The organism is Streptomyces sp. NPDC030991 (assembly GCF_055571235.1).
Map to the genome: position 1 here is coordinate 340,691 of NZ_JBVIFR010000010.1, position 21,017 is coordinate 361,707.

Consider the following 21,017-nt stretch of genomic DNA (forward strand, 5'->3'; position numbering starts at 1 on the left):
ATGGACAACGAGCAGAAACTTCGCGACTACCTCAAGCGGGCAACCGTCGACCTGCGGGAGAGCCGTCAGCGTGTGCAGGACCTGGAGGAGCGCGCGCACGAGCCGGTCGCGATCGTGGGCATGGCCTGCCGGCTGCCGGGCGGTATCGCCTCCCCGGAAGACCTGTGGGAGCTGTTGAGCGACGAACGTGACGCGGTCGGCCCCTTCCCTGAGGGCCGCGGCTGGGACCTGGAGAACCTGTACCACCCGGACCCCGACCACCTCGGGACCTCGTACACCCGCGAGGGCGGCTTCCTGTACGAGGCGGACCGGTTCGACGCGGAGTTCTTCGGCATCAGCCCTCGCGAGGCGGCGGCGATGGACCCCCAGCAGCGGCTGCTGCTCGAGACGGGGTGGGAGGCGTTCGAGCACGCGGGCATCGACCCGACCGAGCTGCGGAGCACCCGCACCGGGGTGTACGTCGGCGTCATGTACGACGACTACGGCTCCCGGATCCCCCAGGCGCCCGAGGGTTTCGAGGGCTACCTGCTGACCGGAAGCGCGGGCAGCGTCGCGTCGGGCCGGCTGGCCTACACGTTCGGGTTGGAGGGGCCGGCGGTGACGGTCGACACCGCCTGCTCCTCCTCGCTGGTCGCGCTGCATCTCGCCGCGCAGTCACTGCGTCAGGGCGAGTGCTCGATGGCGCTCGCCGGTGGTGTGACGGTGATGGCGACACCGGGCACGTTCGTGGAGTTCTCCCGGCAGCGCGGGCTCTCCCCCGACGGGCGGTGCAAGGCGTTCTCGTCGTCGGCGGACGGTACGGGCTGGGCCGAGGGCGTGGGCGTGCTGGTGGTGGAGCGGCTGTCGGACGCGGAGCGTAATGGGCACCGGGTGCTGGCGGTGCTCCGTGGTTCCGCGGTGAACCAGGACGGGGCGAGCAGCCAGCTGACCGCGCCGAACGGGCCCGCGCAGGAGCGGGTCATCCGGGCCGCGCTGGCCAACGCGCGGCTGTCGGCGTCCGAGGTGGACGCCGTGGAGGCGCACGGTACGGGGACGCGGCTGGGCGATCCGATCGAGGCGCGGGCGCTGGTCTCCGCCTACGGCCAGGCCCGCGGGGACGACAACCCGCTGTGGCTGGGCTCCCTCAAGTCGAACATCGGCCACACGCAGGCCGCGGCGGGCGTCGCGGGCGTGATCAAGATGGTCATGGCGATGCGTGAGGGGGTCATGCCCTCGACGCTGCACGTGGACGAGCCGACATCCGAGGTCGACTGGTCGGCGGGCACGGTGAAACTGCTGACGCGCGCCCAGCAGTGGCCGGAGCTCGACCGTCCGCGTCGGACGGGTGTGTCGTCCTTCGGGGTCAGCGGGACCAACGCGCACGTGATCCTCGAAGAGGCGCCGCGCCACCATGCCGTCGAGCCCGCGACAGAACCGAACACCGCGGCACGACAGCCGGAGCCGGGCCGGCCGACGCCGCGGGCACCGTGGTTGCTCTCGGCCAAGTCGGAGACCGCGCTCCGCGCACAGGCGGGCCGACTGCTGGCCTGGATCACCGACCACCCCGACGTGGACGACGCCGATGTCGCCGCCGCCCTGACCACCACGCGTGCGCAGCTGGGCCGGCGCGGCGCGGTGCTCGGCGCCGACCGGGCCGGTCTGCTCGCCGGTCTCACGGCCCTCGCCGCGGGCTCGGCCTCCCCGCAGGTGGTGTCAGGTGCCGCCACCCCCGGCGACACGGCCTTCCTGTTCACCGGCCAGGGCGCGCAACGTGTCGGCATGGGCGCGGGGCTGGCCGCCGCGTTCCCGGTCTTCGCCGCCGCCCTCGACGAGGTGTGCGCGGAGTTCGACGCCCTGCTGGGGGTATCGCTGCGCGCGGTCATGTTCGGCGAGAGCGCCGGTGCCGGGGACAGCGACGGGGACACCGCGCGCCCGGCCCCGCTCGACCGGACGGAGTTCACCCAGCCGGCGCTGTTCGCGTTCGAGGTGGCGCTGTACCGCCTCCTGGAGTCGTTCGGCGTGACCCCGGACGTGGTGGTCGGCCATTCGATCGGTGAGCTGGCCGCGGCCCATGTGGCCGAGGTGTGGTCGCTGGCCGACGCGTGCCGGCTCGTCGCCGCCCGCGGCCGGCTGATGGGCGCGCTGCCCACCGACGGAGCGATGCTCGCCGCCGCGGTGTCACAGGAACGGGCGGTGGAACTGCTCGCCGCGGGGACGGTCTCGCTGGCGGCCGTGAACGCGCCCGCCGCGATGGTCTTCTCGGGCGGGACGACGGAGATCGCCGCCCTAGAGGAGCAGCTGGTGGCCGAAGGGGTGAAGACGACCCGGCTGACGGTCGCTCACGCCTTCCACTCGGCGTTGATGGAGCCGATGCTCGCCGAGTACGAGCAGGTCGCCAGATCGGTGACCTATCAAACGCCACGCATCAGTGTGTGCTCCACGGTCACCGGTGCCCCGGCCGGTCCCGAACTGCTGACGCCGCAGTACTGGGTGCGCCAGGTGCGCGAAGCCGTGCGGTTCGCCCCGGCGGTGCAGTCACTCGCCGACAGCGGCGTGCGCCGCTTCGTCGAGGTCGGGCCGGACGCGGTGCTGGCCGCGCTGACCCGCCAGACCCTGACCGACGAGGTCGCGTCCCGCTCCCTGGTCGCCGCGGCGTCACGGCGCGCCGTCGACGAGGTCGGCCAGTTCCTGCGACTGCTCGCCGCCGCCCACTGCTCCGGCGATACCGTCGACTGGGCGCCGCTGTCACCAGGCAGCCCGGCCACCCACCTCGACCTGCCCGTCTACGCGTTCCAGCAACGCCGTTACTGGGTGCAGTCCGACGACGGCGCGCTCGGTGACATGAGCCGCGCCGGTCTCACCGCGCTCGACCATCCGCTGCTGCGCGTCGCCGCACCGCTCGCCGGTCGCGACGAATGGCTGTTCAGCGGCAGGCTCTCCACCACCGACCAGCCGTGGATCGCCGACCACACGGCCTTCGGGACGGTGCTCCTGCCCGGCACCGGGTTCGTCGACATCGCGCTGGCCGTGGGCCACCGCCTGGAACTGCCCGTCGTCGACGAACTCGTCCTGTCGACACCGCTGCTGTTCGACGGCGCCGCCGCCGTCGACGTACAGGTCTCGGTGGACGAGCCCGACCACACCGGCCGCCGGCACCTGTCGATCCACTCACGCGCCGCCACCGCCACCGCCACCGCACCGTCCGCCCCGGGCGACCCGGAGTGGACGCTGCACGCCACCGGCACCCTCGCCCCCGCCGACGACGTGACACCGGAGTGGACCGGCCCCGACTGGCCGCCGGCCGACGGCACACCGATCGACGGCACGCGTCTGTACGACCGGCTCGCCGACCTGGGATTCGGCTACGGCCCGAACTTCCAAGGCGTGCGCGCCGCCTGGACCAGCGATGACGAGATCTTCGCCGAGGTGGCCCTGGACGAGACGACAGCGGGCCGGACGGCGGGCTTCGGCGTCCATCCGGCACTGCTGGACGCCGTCTTCCACGCCGCCATCGACGAACTCGCCGGCGACCTGCCCGACGGCAAGCTGCCGCTCCCGTTCTCCTTCGGCGGCGTACGGGTGTTCCGCCGCGGCGCCACCGCGGTCCGCGCCCGCATCATCCTTTCGGGCCCCCAGAAGGTACGCATCGACGCCTGCGACGCCACCGGCGCCGCGGTGCTGTCCATCGACGCCGTGCTCGCCCGCCCCGCGGACACACGCGCTCTCGCCGGTGCCCGCAGCCCGCTCTACGCCCTCGACTGGACGCCGGTGACGACGCCCGCGGTGCCCGAGCGGCAACTCGTCGCACTGGGCCGGCCCTTCGCGGGTTGCGCCGAGACGTTCGAGGACGTCACGGCGTTCGCGACCGCCGGGGACCACACCGGCGCGGCCGCCGTCTGGTCGCCCGCCACGACGCCTGCGGACGGCGCCGACACCCCCGCGACCATCCGCGCCGCCGTGCACCACACCCTCGCGGTGCTGCGCGACTGGCTCGCCGAACCGGGCTGCGCCGACTCGACGCTGATCGTGCTGACCCGCAACGGGGCAGGTCTGCCCGGTGAGACGCCGGACCCCGCCGCGGCGGCCGTCCGCGGCCTGGTACGCAGCGCGCAATCAGAACACCCCGGCCGCATCGTGCAGATCGACCTCGACGACAACGACCTCGACGACAACGACCTCGCGGACCTGCACCAGCGGATCGCCGCCGCGGCCGCCACGGACGAACCACAGCTCGCGATCCGCGACGGCGCCACGGTGGCACCCCGACTGACGCGTACGACCACCGCCGAACCGACCGGCGAACCCTTCGGCGACGGCACGGTCCTGATCACCGGTGGCGCAGGCGGCCTGGGCGCCGTCACCGCCCGCCACCTGGTCACCCGGCACGCGGTGCGCAGACTGCTGCTCGCCTCACGCCGCGGCCACGCCGCGCCGGGCGTCGCGGAACTCGTCACCGAACTGACCGCGCTGGGCGCCCATGTACGCGTCGCCGCCTGCGATGTCAGCGACCGCGCCGAGGTCGCGGCGCTGCTGGAATCCGTACCGGCGGACGAACCGGTCACCGCCGTTGTGCACACCGCGGGCGTGGTCGACGACGGCACCATCGAGACCCTCACCGCCGAGCAGGTGGACCGGGTATTCGCCCCGAAGGTCGACGCCGCCTGGCACCTGCACGACCTCACCCGCGACATGAACCTGTCGGCGTTCGTGCTGTTCTCCTCCGCCGGGCCGCTGCTCGGCGGGCAGGGCCAGGGCAACTACGCGGCCGCGAACGCGGCGATGGACGCACTCGCCCAGGCGCGCCGCAGCACCGGCCTGCCCGCGCATTCGCTGGCCTGGGGGCTGTGGAAGCGCGGCATGGCCGAGGCACTGAACGACCCGGGCGGCGAACACCTGGCACGTCAGATCCGCACGCGTCTCGGCCTGTCCCCGATCGAGCCGGACACCGGCATGCAGATGCTCGACGACGCGCTCACCACCGGCGAACCGATGCTGATGACCGCGCTGCTCGACACCCCCGCCCTCACCGCACTGGGCCGGCTCGGCACGCTGCCCGCACTGCTGCGCGGCCTGATCCACACCCCCTCGCGCGGCCAGATCTCCGACAGCCCGTTGCGCCGGCGGCTGCTCGACACCCCCGCCGACCAGTGGGAGGCGCTGATCCGCGACGAGGTCCGTGCGATCGCCGCCGCGGTCCTCGGCCACGAGTCGGCCGACGCCATCGACCCCGAGACACCCTTCGCCGAGCTGGGCTTCGACTCGCTCGGCGGAGTCGAGTTCCGCAACCGGGTGACCGCCGCCACGGGTGTCCAGCTTCCGTCCACGCTGGTGTTCGACTACCCCACCGCCGCCGCTGTCGCGGGCTTCCTGCGGACCCGGGTCGACGCCTCGGCCCCGGCGCGACCACGCCCCGCCACGACCAGGACCAGGGCCAGGAACAGGGCCGACGAGCCCATCGCGATCGTCGGCATGAGCTGCCGGTACCCCGGCGGCGTCGAGAACCCCGACCAGCTCTGGGAACTGATCGCCGGACGCGTCGACGCGATCACCCCGATCCCGGGCGACCGCGGCTGGGACGTCGACCACCTCTACGACGCCGACCCCGGCAAACCCGGCAAGATCTACACCCGGGAAGGCGGATTCCTGCACGCCGCAGGCGACTTCGATCCCGCCTTCTTCGGAATCGGACCCCGCGAGGCAGCGGCGATGGACCCGCAGCAGCGGCTGATGCTCGAGGCGTCCTGGGAAGCGCTCGAAGACGCCGGCATCGACCCGACCGCCCTGCGCGGCAGCGACACCGGGGTGTACGCGGGCGTCATGTACCAGGACTACGGCTACACCGCGCGCGAGGCCGCCGACGGCGCCGCGGACGGCTACCTGGCGACCGGATCCGCCGGCAGCGTCGTCTCCGGCCGGGTGTCCTACGCCCTCGGCCTGGAAGGCCCCGCGGTGACGGTGGACACGGCCTGCTCGTCGTCGCTGGTGGCCCTGCACCTGGCAGTGCAGGCCCTGCGCGCCGGGGAGACGTCGCTGGTCCTGGCCAGCGGGGTGACGGTCATGTCGACCCCGCTGCTGTTCATGGAGTTCTCCCGGCAGCGGGCGCTGTCACCGGACGGGCGCTGCAAGGCGTTCTCCGACGCCGCGGACGGTGTCTCGTGGTCCGAGGGCGTCGGCGTACTCGCCCTCGAGCGGTTGTCCGACGCGCAGCGCAACGGACGGCCGGTGCTGGCCGTGATCCGCGGCAGCGCGATCAACCAGGACGGTGCGAGCAACGGCCTGACCGCACCGAACGGCCCGTCCCAGGAGCGGGTGATCGGGCAGGCACTCGTCAACGCGGGCGTGAGCGCCGCCGAGGTGGACGCGGTGGAGGCACACGGCACCGGCACCACGCTCGGTGACCCGATCGAGGCGCAGGCGCTGATCAACGCCTACGGACAGGAACGCGCCGAACCGCTGCGCATCGGGTCGCTGAAGTCGAACATCGGGCACACCCAGGCCGCCGCAGGTGTCGGCGGCGTGATCAAGATGGTCCAGGCGCTGCGCCACGAGGTGCTGCCGGCCACCCTGCATGTCGACGCACCGTCGCACCACGTGGAGTGGCCGGCGGGCGCGGTACGGATCCTGACCGAGGCCGAGCCGTGGCCGGCCGGGGAGCGTCCGCGCCGCGCGGGAGTGTCCTCGTTCGGCATCAGCGGGACCAACGCGCACGTGATCCTCGAAGAGGCGCCCGCGGCCCCGCCGCGGCCCGCCGACCCACCGCACCCCGCGGCCGTGCCGCTGCTGCTGTCCGCGCGGACACCCGCCGCGCTGCGGACCCAGGCACGCCGACTGCACGACACGCTGAACGAACACCCGGAGCTCGACCTGACCGACGTCGCGGCGACGCTGGCACTGCACCGCGCGCGGCTCGAACAGCGCGCCGCCGTCGTCGGCCAGGACCGGGAGACGCTGCTGGCTTCCCTGGCGCGCCTGGCGGCCGACGAGCCAGGGCCGGGCATCGCCGACGGCACCGGTCAGACAGGCCGGACAGCGTTCCTGTTCACCGGCCAGGGCGCGCAGCGGACCGGGATGGGCGCCGAACTGTACCGGGAGTTCCCGGTGTTCGCGGCCGCGCTCGACGAGGTGTGCGCGGAATTCGACACACACCTGGGGCGCTCGCTGCGGGACGTGATGTTCGGCGCCCAGCCCACCACCATCGGCCAGGGAACCAGTGAATTGGACGCGCCGACCCCTGCCGACGGCGCGAGCGCCGAGACGCTGCTGGACCGCACCGAGTACACCCAGCCCGCGCTGTTCGCGTTCGAGGTGGCGATGTACCGCCTCGTCGAGTCGCTGGGCGTGACCCCGGACGCGGTGGCCGGGCATTCCATCGGCGAACTGGCCGCGGCACATGTGGCCGGAGTGTGGTCGTTGCCGGACGCGTGCCGACTCGTCGCGGCCCGGGGCCGGTTGATGGGGGCGCTGCCGACCGGCGGGAGCATGCTGGCCGCCGCGGTGCCGGAGGAACGAGCCGCGGAACTGCTGGCGGCCGCCCAGGCCGATCCGGCCACCGCCACCATCTCGCTGGCCGCGGTGAACGCACCCGACGCGGTGGTCTTCGCCGGCACCACCGAAGCGGTATCGGCGCTCAAGGCGACACTGACGACCGAGGGCGTCAAGACCAGCAACCTGCGGGTGAGCCACGCGTTCCACTCCGCCCTGATGGATCCGATGCTGACCGAGTTCGCGGAGATCGCCGCGGGCCTGACCTACCACGAGCCACGCATCCCCCTGTGCTCCACGGTGTCCGGCGCCTTCGCCGACGACGCGGTGGGTACACCCGAGTACTGGGTACGGCAGGTGCGCGAGGCCGTGCGCTTCGCCCCGGCGGTGCGCTCACTGCTCGATGCGGACGTGCGCCTCTTCGTCGAACTCGGCCCGGACGCGGTGCTGACGACCATGACTCGCGCCACTGTGGCGACAGACCCCGCAGCGTGCGCAACGGTCGTCGCGGGATCGCGGCGCACCGCCACCGAACCCGAGCAACTGGTCACCGCGCTGGCGACCGCACACTGCGCGGGCCGGCCGGTGCGGTGGGCCGCCTACTTCGGAGCCCGGCCGCAGGCACGGATCACGCTGCCTGCCTACCCCTTCCAGCACGAACGATTCTGGCTGCAACCCGCCGAGGCCGCCACGCCGCTCGCCGGTGCCGACTCCACCGGCCATCCGCTGCTCCACGCCCAGGTGCAACTCGCCGGCAAGGACGAATGGCTGTTCACCGGCAGGCTCTCCCCGCGCACCCACCCATGGCTCACCGACCACGCCGTCTTCGGCGCGGTCTCGATGCCCGGCACCGGATTCGTGGAACTGGCCCTCGCCGCTGGTGCCCGGCTCGGCGTGCCGCGCCTGGCGGAACTGGTGCTCGAAGCGCCGCTGCCCCTCACCACCGACGGCGCCGCGGACATGCAGCTCGCCGTGGGCGAACCCGACGCCGACGGGCACCGGAGCGTGACCATCCACGCCCGCACCGCCGACGCCTGGGTACTGCACGCCCGTGGCCTGCTCACACCCGCCGCACCGACCCCGGCGCCCGCCTGGGCCCGGACGTGGCCCCCGGTCGCGGGCGAGCCGGTCGACGGACAGGAGGTGTACCGCACGCTCGGCGACCTCGGCTTCGGCTACGGCCCGGCGTTCCAGGGTGTTCGCGCCGCGTGGTCCCGTGACGAGGAAGTCTTCGCCGAAGTGGCGCTCGACACCGACACCGCGGCGCGCGCCACCACCTTCGGAGTGCACCCGGCACTGCTGGACGCGGTGTTCCACGCCGCTGTCGGCCAACTCGCCGAGAGCGCGCCCGACGGCCGGGTGCCGCTGCCCTTCACCTTCGAGGGCGTCCAGCTGGCACAGTCCGGCGCGGGCGCCTTGCGTGCCCGCGTCGCCCGCACCGCACCGAACACCTGGCGCGTGGAGGCGGTCGACGAGACCGGTGCCCTCGTCCTGAGCATGGAGTCGGTGCGGGCACGCCCGATCGAGCAGCAGGCACTGGCCCAACTGCGCGGCGCCGCCCCGCTGTTCGATGTCGAATGGATCACCGTGCCCGCCGCCACCAAGGCGGACGCCGGGCGCGTCGTCGTACTCGGTGACCCGGCGACCGTCGAGGCCCCCGAGCCCCCGGCCCACTGCGCCGACCTCGCGGAACTCGCAGTGCTGCGAGACGTTCCCGACACGGTGGTATGGCATGCACCCCGCGGAACCGGCGCGGCGGACATCCACACCGGCGTGCTGACCACCCTCGCACTGTTGCAGGACTGGACAGGCGCTGAACACCCCGGCCGGCTCGCGATCGTGACACACACGGCCGCCGGGCTGCCCGGTGAGGAACCCGACCTGGTCGGAGCCGCCGTGGCGGGCCTGGTGCGCAGCGCACAGGCCGAGCACCCGGCCCGGTTCCTGCTCATCGACCACGACGGCGACGCCCTGCCGATCACCGCGCTCGCCGACGCCGCGGCCCAGGACGAACCGCACATCGCCGTTCGCGAAGGCCGGCTCCTGGCACCACGACTGCGGCCGCTGCCCGCCACCGAACCGGGCGTGCCCCTCTCGTTCGACCACGGCACGGTGCTCATCACCGGCGGCACCGGCGGCATCGGCGCGATCGTCGCCCGGCATCTGGTCACCGCGCACGGCGCACGACGGCTACTGCTGGCATCGCGGCGCGGCGCCACCGCGGACGGCGCCGCCGAACTGATCACCGAGCTGACCGAACTCGGCGCCCACGTCCGGGTCGTGGCGTGCGACGTCACCGAACACACCGCGGTCCAAGCCCTGCTGGCCGACATCGACACCGACGCCCCGCTGACCGCCGTCATCCATACGGCGGGCGTCCTGGACGACGGCACACTCGACACCCTCACCACCGCGCAGACGACACGGGTGCTGGCACCCAAGGTCGATGCGGCACTGCACCTGCACGAGCTGACCCGCGACCTGGACCTGTCGGCGTTCGTGCTGTTCTCGTCCGCGGCACCGCTGCTCGGCGGACAAGGACAGGGCAACTACGCCGCCGCGAACAGCGTGCTGGACGCCCTGGCACGCGTACGGCACAGCGCGGGCCTGCCCGCGCACTCACTGGCCTGGGGACTGTGGACCGTCGGCATGGCGGGGGTACTCAGCGAGGACGGCGCCGAGCAGTACGCCCGCCAGATCCGGGCCAGGCTGGGCCTGATCCCCATAGACCCGGAGTCCGGGATGGCGCTGCTCGACAACGCACTCGCGACAGCGCGGGCGACACCGATGACAGCACTGCTGGACACCGCGGCGCTCACCGCCCTGGCCCGCGGCGGCACACTGCCCGCGGTACTGCGCGGCATGATCCGGGTACCCCCCACCGCCGCGACGGCCGATGTCAGCCTGGCACGACAGCTGGCCGCACTGCCCGAAGCCGACCGCGACGCCCTGATCCTGCGCGAGGTACGCAACGTCGCCTCTGCGGTCCTCGGCCACCTCTCCGGCGACGCGATCGACCCGCACGCGCCGTTCACCGAGCTCGGATTCGACTCCCTCGGCGCCGTCGAATTCCGGAACCGGCTCGCACAGCTGACCGAGCTGACGCTGCCGTCGACGCTGATCTTCGACCACACGACCGCCGCCGATGTGGCGAAACTGGTGCGCACGCGACTCGACGAAGCCGACACCGGCGTGGTCGAACAGACCGCGCCCGGCGTGCGCGGCACGATCACCGACCTGGTGTCCGCGGCGCATCGCCGCGGTGAACTGGCAGGAGCGATGCCCCTGCTGACCGCGAGCTCGGCCCTGATGACCACCTACCCCGCCGACAAGGCCGCCGCACAGCGACCGGACGCGCAACTCCTGGCGCGCGGCGCCACAGCACCGGCACTCATCTGCATCCCCTCGTTCCTGGCGGGATCGGGCCCGCACCAGTTCGCCCGCCTCGCCCGCGAACTGGCCGGCGAACGGCAGGTCAGCGCGTTGCGGCTGCCCGGCGTGCGCACAGGCGACGACCTGCCGGCGACCTGGACGGCGGCGATCGAAGCCCTCGCCGCGACCGTCGCATCCGAAGCCGAGCGAAGCCCGGTGGCACTCATCGGCTACTCGGCCGGCGGTGCGCTCGCCCACGCAGTCGCCCGGCGCCTCGAAGACGACGGCGTCCAGCTCACGGGCGTCGCCATGATCGACACCTACGCCCCGGAGGACCTCGAACTCAACCGCCTCGTGCTCACCGACGCGCTCGGGCAGATCCTGTCCCGGGACAACGCGCTCACCCCCGTCGACGACCACGGCCTGGTCGCCATGGGCGGCTACGTGCGGATCTATCCCGAGCGCGAGACCGACCCGATCACCACGCCGACGCTGAACCTGCGGGCCACCGAGACACTGAGCAGCTTCGGGGACGTCGACCCCGTCCCCGCGTGGCAACACCGTGGACCCACCGAGCACATCGAGGCAGACCACTTCTCGATCATCGAGGAACAGGCGGCCAAGACCGCCGCGCACCTCCAGCACTGGCTCGACTCACTCAGCGGCGGCCATTGATATCCGAACCGTCGGACTCGGGAAATTCGAGGAGAGAGGACATATGACAGCCCTGGCCGTCCACCCGGTGCGCCCCTACTCGGAGCGCGACCCCGGGCCGACGGCCAGGAAGTAACCGAAGGCGCCCGCGTCGACGACGCGGGCGCCGAACTGTCAGGCGGCCTGGACGGTGACGGTGCAGAGGCGCTTGGTGGCCCGGGTCAGGGCTACGTACAAGTCCCTCTCCCCACCGGGACGGGCCGTGATGATCTCCTCCGGGTTCATGACGACGACCCCGTCGAATTCCAGGCCGCGTGCTTCGGACGCCGGCACGATGCGTGCGTGGTGGGCGATGCCCTCGGCCGTCAGCTCGCTCACCCTGGTGTCCGCGCAGATCACCCCCAGAAGCTCGCCCGGATGCGCGGTGCTCTGGGCGCGGAGCTCCTGAACGACGGCGGTGACCGACCCACCCGGAGGCGTGGTCACGGTGCGCGGGCTCTCACCGCTTCGCAGCGACCGCGTGGGCTTCTGGTCCGGAGCGATCCGCGTGAGCAGATCCCGGACGCTCTCCAGGATCTCCTGCGTGGTGCGGTAACTGACGGTCAGGTTGTGCAGTTTGAACCGCGGTCCGACATGGGGGCTCAGCGCTTCCTTCCAGTCGCTCGCAGTCGCGACAGGACCCGCCTGGGCGAAGTCACCCACCAGCGTCATCGCCTTCGCCGGGCAACGACGGACGATCATCCGCCACTGCATGGCGGTCAGCTCCTGCGCCTCGTCGACGACGACGTGCCCGTACGTCCGCCGCGGAGGACCGTCGACCAGACCTGCCGCCTCGTCCAGCAACGGCACATCGGCATCGGTCCACGGGTCGTCCGGACCGCGCAACAGCAGGGACCGCTCCTGCGCGGTCAGGCGGGGCAGGTGCTCATCGAGGGCGCTGGCATCCGTGAGGAGCGCCTTCACGAGGTCACCGGGTACCAGCCGCGGCCACAACACCTCGACCGCCCCGTCGAAGCCGGCGTCGTCGAGGAGATCGGCCCGGATGGCGTCCAGGTCCAGCTCGTGCACCGGACCCGAGTCGGCCGCACCCTCGACACGGCGCTGGGCGGCCCCCGTGAACCGGTCGAGGTCCAGGCCCGTCATCAGAGTGGCATCGGCGTCGATCTGCTCCAGCAGGTCGCCCATGTCCCGCTGCATCGTGTCGGTGACGGCGTCGACCAACAGCTCCTTGAACACCTGGCGCGCGGGGTTGTGCCCCGGCGCGGCCGCCACGGCGGAGTCGCGTGCCGCGGCCACTTCCTCCGCGGACAGGTGAACCAGCTCCTGCCCCACCCGCACGGTGAAGTCACCGGCGGGGGCCTGGTGACCGCGCAGCAGTCCGGCCAGGGCATCGGCGAGGTCGGAACCGCCCTTGAGCCGCGCCGTGTCGAACGGCTCCACCGTCTCCGTGGACACTCCGGCCAGCTCCCGGCAGGTCGCCAGAACGACGTCGTTCTCCCCCAGCGAGGGAAGGACCTGGGAGATGTAGTCGAGGAACCGCGCGTTCGGGCCCACCACCAGGACTCCCTCCTCCGCGGCGCGCGGGAACGCGTACAGGACATAGGCCGCCCGGTGCAGGGCGACCACCGTCTTGCCGGTGCCCGGCCCGCCCTGCACCACGGTCACCCCGCGGTGGGCGGAGCGGACGACCTCGTCCTGCTCGGCCTGGAGCGTCGCGACGGCCGCGTGCATCCTGCCCGTACGCCGTGCCGACAGCGCCTCCGTCAACGGGCCGTCCCCCACGACGTCGTCGTCGGTCGGGGCGGTCCCGTCCAGGAGCTCGTCGCTCACCGAGATGACCGTGCGCTCATCGAGACGCAGATGCCGGCGCCGCCGCAGGTCCATCGGGTGGACCGGTGTCGCCTCGTAGAAGGGCCGCGCCGCGTTCGCGCGCCAGTCCACGAGCAGAGGCAGATCATCCTCCTCCGTGTGCAGCCCGATCCGCCCGATACGCAGGGCCGTGCCGTCCGTCCAGTCGATGCGCCCGAAGACCAGCCCCTTCTCGGCGCCCTCCAGCCGGCCGATCTCCTTGGCCAGACGCTCGGCGGCGATCTCTCTCTCGTGTGCCTCACCGGCGCTTTCCGCCGGGGCCTTCAGCACACTCGCTCGGTGCACTCGCGCCTCGGAAAGCCGCTCGGCGAGCAACTCGTACAAGGAGGACACATAATCCCGCTCCGCTGCAACCGCACGCACAGAGGGATCATTCAATTTCGACAACAGAGGGCTCCTTCGACTCGAGCCATACCATACGGTCAAAGTTCCCCAAAGGTAAGTCTTGACTTACTTGGTGGAGCCATGTCCTACGACTGAATCCGTGAACGCCGACCGTATAGTCAGGGACCGTTCAGGATAAGCACGACGTCAAATTTGCCATCTCGGTATTCATATGGCTCGCATTCCCTTGAGCCCGCGACCTGGGTCTGCGAACTCCGGATCAGCCCAGGCTCCCGCCGGCCCACACAGCGCGCCATCCTCAACGCCGACAGTTCGACCGCCCCACGGACCCGCACCGATCCGCACATCGCTAAAGCCCTGCTCAAGGGCGACTCGCGCGCCGGTCGAGCCTCTCTACACACCGCGTCCTCCCACGCCGTCGCCGTGGCGCCATCGACCTACCCTGGGCCACGGACCGACCCCCACATGCAATTCTCCCAGTCACAACCGCCCGCACACGGAATCCTGCCACTCGCAAATCCGCTGGAGGGCACAAAATTATGCAGTCCGCAAATCCGGCAGAGGCATAAAGCTCCTTCGTCCGCAACAGCCTTGACAAGAAAGTACACGCTTGACAGCGTTGTGGAGTTTGCTTAGATTCCACTCCTTCAAGTTCCCCCTCGATCGATAACTGAAGGTGTTCATGACCGCGCCTCTCACATTGCCGAAGTCCAGGCAACAGCTGATTCTTGCCGTACTTATGGCATGCTCGCTGCTGATCTGGCTGGACAACACCGTCCTGAGTACCACGCTGGAGACCCTCGCCGACCCGGCCCGTGGACTGGGGGCCAACCCCGGTGAACTGCAATGGGCGACCGGTTCGTACACCCTGGCCTTCGCCACCTTGATGTTCACCGCAGGCGCCCTGGGCGACCGGTTCGGCCACCGCACCGTGTTCTCCGGCGGATTGGTGATCTTCGCCGGATCCTCGCTGTGGGCCGCGTACGCAAGCGACGCCGGCCAGCTGATCGCAGCCCGAGCAGCGATGGGGGTGGGCAGCGCGCTGATCACACCCGCCATGATGGCCATCCTCATGTGGACCTTCACCGGCCCCGCACGGGCTGCCGCGATCGGCATCTTCTCGACATCGGCCGGTGTCGGAATGGCCGCCGGCCCGGTGCTGGCCGGGTTCCTGCTCGACCACTTCTGGTGGGGCTCGGTCTTCCTGATCAACGTCCCGGTCGCCGTACTGGCGCTGGGCGGACTCGCCCTGCTCGTACCGAACTTCCGCAGCCCCACCCGGCGACCACTGGACCCCGCCGGAATGCTGCTGTCGATCAGTGGACTCGTGGCGCTGGCCTACGGGCTCATCCGGGCAGGCCAAGTGACAGCGTGGAGTCGTACCGACGTCTGGGCACCGATCGTCCTCGGCCTGGCCCTGCTGGCCGTCTTCGTACTCGTCGAACTACGCGTCAAGGTGCCCAGCTTCGACCCGCGACTCTTCGCGCAACGCGCGTTCGGTGGCGGCAATGTGGCACTCGGACTACTGCTCTTCGGCGTGGCCGCCATCACCTTCTACAACGCCTTCTACCTGCAAGGCGCCCTCGGGTTCTCACCGATGAAGGCAGGCCTGGCCAACGTCCCCACCGCGGTCGGCGCGCTCGTGGGAGCGCCCCTTGCCACGCGCCTGGTCCGCCGCCTGCCTCTACGCCTTGTCACCGTCCCGGCGCTTGCCGTGGCCGCGCTGACCATGGGCGGATACGGATTCCTCGGACTCGACACCTCGCTCGTCTGGATCGAACTCCTGCTGCTGGTACAGGGCCTCGCGATCGGCATGGTCATCGGCCCCGTCACGGCCGCACTGATCAGCGACCTGCCGCTGGAACAGGCCGGTTCAGGATCAGCCGTCACCAACACCGTGCGACAGACCGGCAGTGTGATCGGAATCGCGGTAGGCGGCACGATCATGTCGATCGTGTACCGACGCACGATCGAACCCTCGCTGGAAGGCGCCCCCGGAACGGTGCAGGAGCAGGCCCGAGTCTCCGCCGAACAGGCCCGCCACGTCGCCACCACCACCCACCAGCCCACCCTCGCGCAGGCTGCCGATGATGCGTTCATCCACGCCATGCACGTCGGCGCGGCCTGGATCGCGGGCATCGCACTCCTCGGAGCGGCTGTGCTACTGATCGCCCTGCCCGCTGCCGGAAAGAAGAAGAGCCCGACACCGGAACCGGACATCGAAGAGGCCCGCGTCCCCGAGTCCCGATCCACCGCGTGACGGGCTGTCCGTGAGCAAGGACATAGGGAGAGTCGCAACACCGCGAACACCGCCCGCCCACGGACGACGTGCACGGCCGAGCCTCTACCTCCCTGTCAACGAAACCCGCTCGCCCTTCGACCCGCTCGCTTTGCCCTCGGCCGGAACTCCCTCCGGCGTGAACGAGTGGCGGAAGGTGAAGGCATGCGGAGCGGAGCCGTGGTCGTGGAGGTGCTCCAGCCTGGAAACCCCGTCCTGCCAGGTGGGTACCACGCCGTCGGACACCCACCAGAACACATAACCCGGGTGCCCTGTCCTCTCGAACCAGTCGGAACGCCTGTTCAGCGCCGCACGGTGCAGACCGGCGTAGACAGCGTCGAAGGCAGGGCGCAGGCCGGTCCAGAGGGAAAGAGTCGCGGCCAGGGCGGTGGTATCCACCGCACGACCCTTGCTGTACCAGGCAGGTACGACAAACTCTCCCCACACACCCCAGTCCGAGTCGAAGGGTGTGCCCCGGTCACCATCCGCGGCTTCAGCACGAGCGATGTATCCGGGATGCTGACTGATCCTCTGATAGATGACCTCGCCGCTGTCATGGAAATCGCGCGTGAGAGGCCCAGGATCGGCGAGCGGTGACTTCAGGACGCCGAAGGTGTACAGCGCAAGACGGGGCATGCGTCTCTCCCTGGTGGGGGGTGCCTGATATGGACTCAGTTCGATGGCTTACGCACAAGGCCAAGAATTCGTGAGGCGTGACCAGCCCACCCACAGCGGGTGACCCAACCTCAACGAACTCCGGTACGACCACGGGCGATTACCGAAGACCAAGAGAAGATAGCCGCCTTTACGCGCCCTGTCGAAGTTGCATTCTCCCCGCCCAAGTGGCCACATACACCAGCTTGATGGTGTGCAATATGTGGCAACGCTTCCTGCGCCGGATTGCCGCGCCTCCGGTGCCATCATGAACCCCGTAGGATCCCGCGGCGACAGCGCCGCGCACCGGATGAGTTCGCCATTCCCTGATTGTCCTAAAGCTCATCGTGATGGAGGCGCAAGTTCGGTGTACGGGAGACAGGCCGGGATTGTCTTCGTCAGTGGGACGGAGCCACGACGACAAGGCTGCCGACAAGGGAGATAGGGCGAGTGTTCTCGCCGGGTAATTGAACCGGCAAGATAGTGAAACCAGCTGACGGGCAGTCAGGTCTGTAGAGTCGAGAACAGGCCACGGCACCCCGCACCCAACTGCGCACCGGCTCCGATATCGTTTTCTCCAGCCGCTGTACGCGCGTGCCGGTCATCTGCCCGGCCCGAATGCCCGCCGCGGCTCAGAGACCCAGGTCCCCAGCGGGAACGCGCCCTTCCTGTGCTCGTACGGCACTGTCCACCCGCTCGATGACCAGACACACCGCAGTAGTCTGCCGACGGGAGGGGGCAGAAAAGAATTCTTGCCCGAAGGTGTCCGAGGACGGAACCGGCTTCGTAGACCTGGATGTGGGCGCAGTCGCACCCACTTCGGACCCGGCCCTCCTGCCGGGGCCGGCAGAGGAATGGGGAAGCCGTGGATACCACGACGTCTCTTTGTACGACTCTTTGTCTCACGGGACTCTCCTCCTGTGAAGCCGAGAGCGCCGTACCGCGCCGCCTGACCGGAGCTCTTGGAGCCCCGGTCAACCCCCGCAGCGGAACGTTCCCGACGAACGACAACTCCTGCGCCCTGCGCACGGAGTTCGCCGCCTTCACCGAGACGACCCGCAAGGGGCTGTACTGGCACGCCTTCCGCTTGTGCAAGCACCACGCGCTCGCGGAGGACTTGGTGCAGTCGGCCGGCGTGAAGCAGTGGAAGCAGTGGCCGCACAACCGGTCGCGCAGCTTCCAGCACAACCGGGCTTCCGCATACCGCACCGTCACGAACCTGTACTTCGACCACCTCCGCGGGAAGTCGAACTCGTATACGTTCTGCGACATCGACGACCACGACGTGGCTGCCGACGCCGAGACGATCGATGCGGAGCTCATCGCCGCTGAGAACGCGCGCGAGGTGCTCCAGGCCGTGGACCAGCTGCCCGATCCGCTCGGGGACCTGATCCGCGCCGTCTACCTCGACGAGATGACGGTGGCCGCGTTCGCGAGCCAGACGGGCCTGGCCCCGAAGACGGCGAGCCGCTACCACCTGAAGGCCCTGAAGCTCCTGCGCACCCTTCTCGAAAAGCGCTCATAAGGAGGCAGACCTATGGACGCCGACACAATCGTGCGTCTACGTCTGGCCGCCGGTTACCTCAAGAGGACATCCAACGCGGCCGCGGAGGAAGTCATGCAGGAGGCATTTCATGCCGTCTGGGCTTCCTCCAAGGCATGCGCTGGAGAACTCGACTGGAGGGGGGAAGGCTCAGCCTTCCCCCCTCCAGGGGGAGATCCCCGGCCAGCTCACCTGAGCACAGAAGAAAACCCGCACCAGTTCAGCGCAGAACTGGCACGGCTTCTGATCGAAGACAGGAAAGGAAATGCTGACAGTACCGCTCTGCGCAGGATCGCAGAGCTAACCGAGCTGCTCGAAGGAGAGCGGCAAGCTCAGGTCTGGTGGCAGCGAGCAGCGCTACAGGGCGACGCTGTAGCAATCATGATGCTCGTCGACGACTAGAAACCCAGGCGGAAAAGCGAACGGCAGGATCGCAACCCCGCCACACCAAGCCGAATTCGCGTCAGTCTGATGCAGGGCTACACAGCAGGCTGGGATGGAGACACCGAAGCGGCACCACCCAACGAAGGAGGAATGAAAATGTGCAAACTTCATCCATAACCACGGGGGGAAGCAGCTGCTTGTAAGGCGATCGGGGGAGCCTAACCAGCAGCCAGCAGTAGAACCGTAGGGATGCAGTAGGGGGCCTTGGCGTACCAAGAAGCATGGCCAAGCACGCCAAGGCCCCTTATTCCATAGAGTCCACAGCTACTCACGGGAAGGGCACGGTGCATCACTGTGCAGTTCCACGATCACCACCGAAGTAGCCGGGTCCTTGAACACGGTCTCACTCAAGGAAAAATCCACCCCGAGGAGAACCGAACCGGTCAGCAGACCAATCAGCACCGAACCCCAAAAACTCCCAGGATCACGCCAACTGCTCACAGCCTTCTTAAGCATTAAGCCCCACACCCTTGACTTGTTCTTCTAACTGCTTTCATCAAGGTCTACGAAGCCTGCATCCCATTCGGACTGCCAAGCCCAACACGGTTTCTGATGATTCGTCACATCAAAGTAGGCCCTCCAAGGCGAGCCCATAACATAGCCTCACGAAACTTTTGACACCCACTCAGGAGCAGGGTAAAGCCGGCGAGTGGGTTGTGGTGATGGAAGTTGAGGTGCTGAAACAAGCGCCGGTTTCCGTATCGATGTCCGTTCAGGTACTGCTACGCCCGCGCGGTGTGCTCTGGATGCTGTGGCTGATCAGCTGGGCGGCGAGCAGACCTGCGTGGAGCGGGTGCCCGATCCGCTGTACGTGCTCGATCAGATGAGGCTCGCTGCCGTAGGTGGCGGTGAGGTGTTTTCATCCTGACGCGGCCGCGAGGTGAAGAGCGAGCACGGCCGCGACGATCGCGGTGATGCGATGGGTGCTGCAGCGCAGCTTGGGCAGGAGGCGCCAGTTCTTGAGCGTGGCCATGGCCTGCTCGCGGCGCAGCGGATCTTGGCGTGGGTGGTGTTGTGGCGTCGTTGCCACCGCTTGAGGCGGCGCCCCTTTGAACGGAACGCGGACGTTGCGGGCCGCGCCCTGATACGCCTTATCGGCCCAGTACTTGAGGCCGGCGTCGGTCAGGGCGTCGATGATGCCGTGGCCGCGTGCCGCTGGGTCATGTGTCGCGCCGGGCAGTGCGGGCGAAGCTCACAGCAGTCGGCCGGACGGATCGGTCAGCACCTGGACGTTCATGCCGTGGTGCCGCTTCTTGCCGAAGTAGTAGGGCCGATCGGCGGCGACCCGGTCGATCGGCAGCACGGTGCCGTCGAGGATCACGTATGCCTTCGAACGGGCCGTCACCATGGCATCGTTGAGCGTGGGGGCGAGCGCGGCCAGGGCATCGATCGCTTCGCGTATGTAGCGGTACACGGTGGCGATCCCGATGCCGAATCCGGCCGCGAGCTGCGCATACGTATCGCACACCGCAGATGGGCCAGGCGAGCAGGGTCTGGCGCCGGGGAGTCAGCCGCCGCCGCCACCGACTGCTGATCTCCCGGCGCCGCGTGGCCAGCACCCGGCTCAGATGGTGCAGGTGCGCGGTGGACAGGTCGATGGCCGACGGGTAGACCAGCACGCGAAACTCCTGGAACGACGGTTGAGCTTGGTCGACAACTCGTTTACCACGAGCTTCGCCGTTCCGCAGGCCCACCCAACTCCCCGCCACGCTGAGCAGGTTGGAAGGGGCTCAGTGGCACGGTCGGCCACCGCCGCACAGTCCGCTCTGACTTGTCCATCCCCTGCGCTACCAGCCGCACTTGATGAGACGACAGCTCACCCCCGGCCTCCAGATCGAACAGCCGCTGCCCCGCAGCCACCGACTCACCTCACCTGCACACACACCACCTGCGGATGCTGCTGGCTTTGGTATCGGGCAGAAGGCCAGTTCTCTCAGGTCTCTGCAGTCTGCTGACAGGGTTTGTCATGGTGATGACATCCCAGAAACGCGTCTGCTAAAGCAGACTCCAGAGGAGAGATCTTGCACGCACGCTTTTGCTTGGACGGATTGCCGGATCTATGGCCAAAGGTTGCATTCGAGGGAGAGTGGCGAGTACTCCCCGGCCAACTAGCAAAATATACAAGGTATGTGATGAACAGTCAGGTAGCTAAAAGTGTTCCCCAGAGGGATCCGACACGTTAGCAACCCCGCCCCGCAGCCAGCCCCAGGAATTCGCGGAGCGAATTTCTGTTGCTCGAATTGCGGAGCAATTCGAGCCGCGGACAACGGAGTTGGCCGTGACGGACGGCGGAGCCGGCCGTACTGGACGGCGGAGCCGGCCGGTGGGCACGCGGAGCGTGGCCGTCTTTCCGCCACGTAGTGGCGGCGCGTCGTGTCTGCGGAGCAGACCGCGCGC

6 protein-coding genes and 1 pseudogene are annotated in these 21,017 nt (G+C 69.6%); 4 read left to right on the plus strand and 3 right to left on the minus strand.

The window, feature by feature from the left end; translation table 11 throughout:
- Window positions 1-11,508, plus strand: a complete 11,508-nt coding sequence (locus ACZ45E_RS20915; protein ID WP_468222582.1) for a type I polyketide synthase — start codon at window positions 1-3, stop codon at window positions 11,506-11,508.
- Between the two features lie 153 nt (window positions 11,509-11,661).
- Here the strand turns inward: ACZ45E_RS20915 and ACZ45E_RS20920 are convergent, their stop codons facing one another.
- Complete coding sequence (locus ACZ45E_RS20920; protein ID WP_468222584.1) at window positions 11,662-13,689, minus strand: HelD family protein; 2,028 nt, start codon at window positions 13,687-13,689, stop codon at window positions 11,662-11,664.
- A gap of 694 nt (window positions 13,690-14,383) precedes the next feature.
- On the opposite strand from ACZ45E_RS20920, the gene ACZ45E_RS20925 reads away from it, so the two are divergent.
- Complete coding sequence (locus ACZ45E_RS20925) at window positions 14,384-15,961, plus strand: MFS transporter (RefSeq protein ID WP_468222586.1); 1,578 nt, start codon at window positions 14,384-14,386, stop codon at window positions 15,959-15,961.
- A gap of 84 nt (window positions 15,962-16,045) precedes the next feature.
- Here ACZ45E_RS20925 and ACZ45E_RS20930 read toward each other — a convergent pair whose 3' ends face one another.
- The gene (locus tag ACZ45E_RS20930) at window positions 16,046-16,615 is read right to left on the minus strand and encodes a DUF3291 domain-containing protein (protein ID WP_468222588.1); all 570 of its coding nucleotides are present in this window, start codon (window positions 16,613-16,615) and stop codon (window positions 16,046-16,048) included.
- Between the two features lie 883 nt (window positions 16,616-17,498).
- Between ACZ45E_RS20930 and ACZ45E_RS20935 the strand changes: the two genes are divergently transcribed.
- Complete coding sequence (locus tag ACZ45E_RS20935; RefSeq protein ID WP_468222589.1) at window positions 17,499-18,158, plus strand: RNA polymerase sigma factor; 660 nt, start codon at window positions 17,499-17,501, stop codon at window positions 18,156-18,158.
- A 12-nt stretch (window positions 18,159-18,170) separates the two neighbouring features.
- On the plus strand, window positions 18,171-18,578 hold the full coding sequence (locus ACZ45E_RS20940) for a hypothetical protein (protein ID WP_468222591.1): 408 nt from the start codon (window positions 18,171-18,173) through the stop codon (window positions 18,576-18,578).
- 901 nt (window positions 18,579-19,479) lie between these two features.
- Here the strand turns inward: ACZ45E_RS20940 and ACZ45E_RS20945 are convergent.
- Window positions 19,480-20,239 (minus strand): annotated as a pseudogene (locus tag ACZ45E_RS20945) (transposase family protein).
- Window positions 20,240-21,017 lie beyond the last annotated feature (778 nt).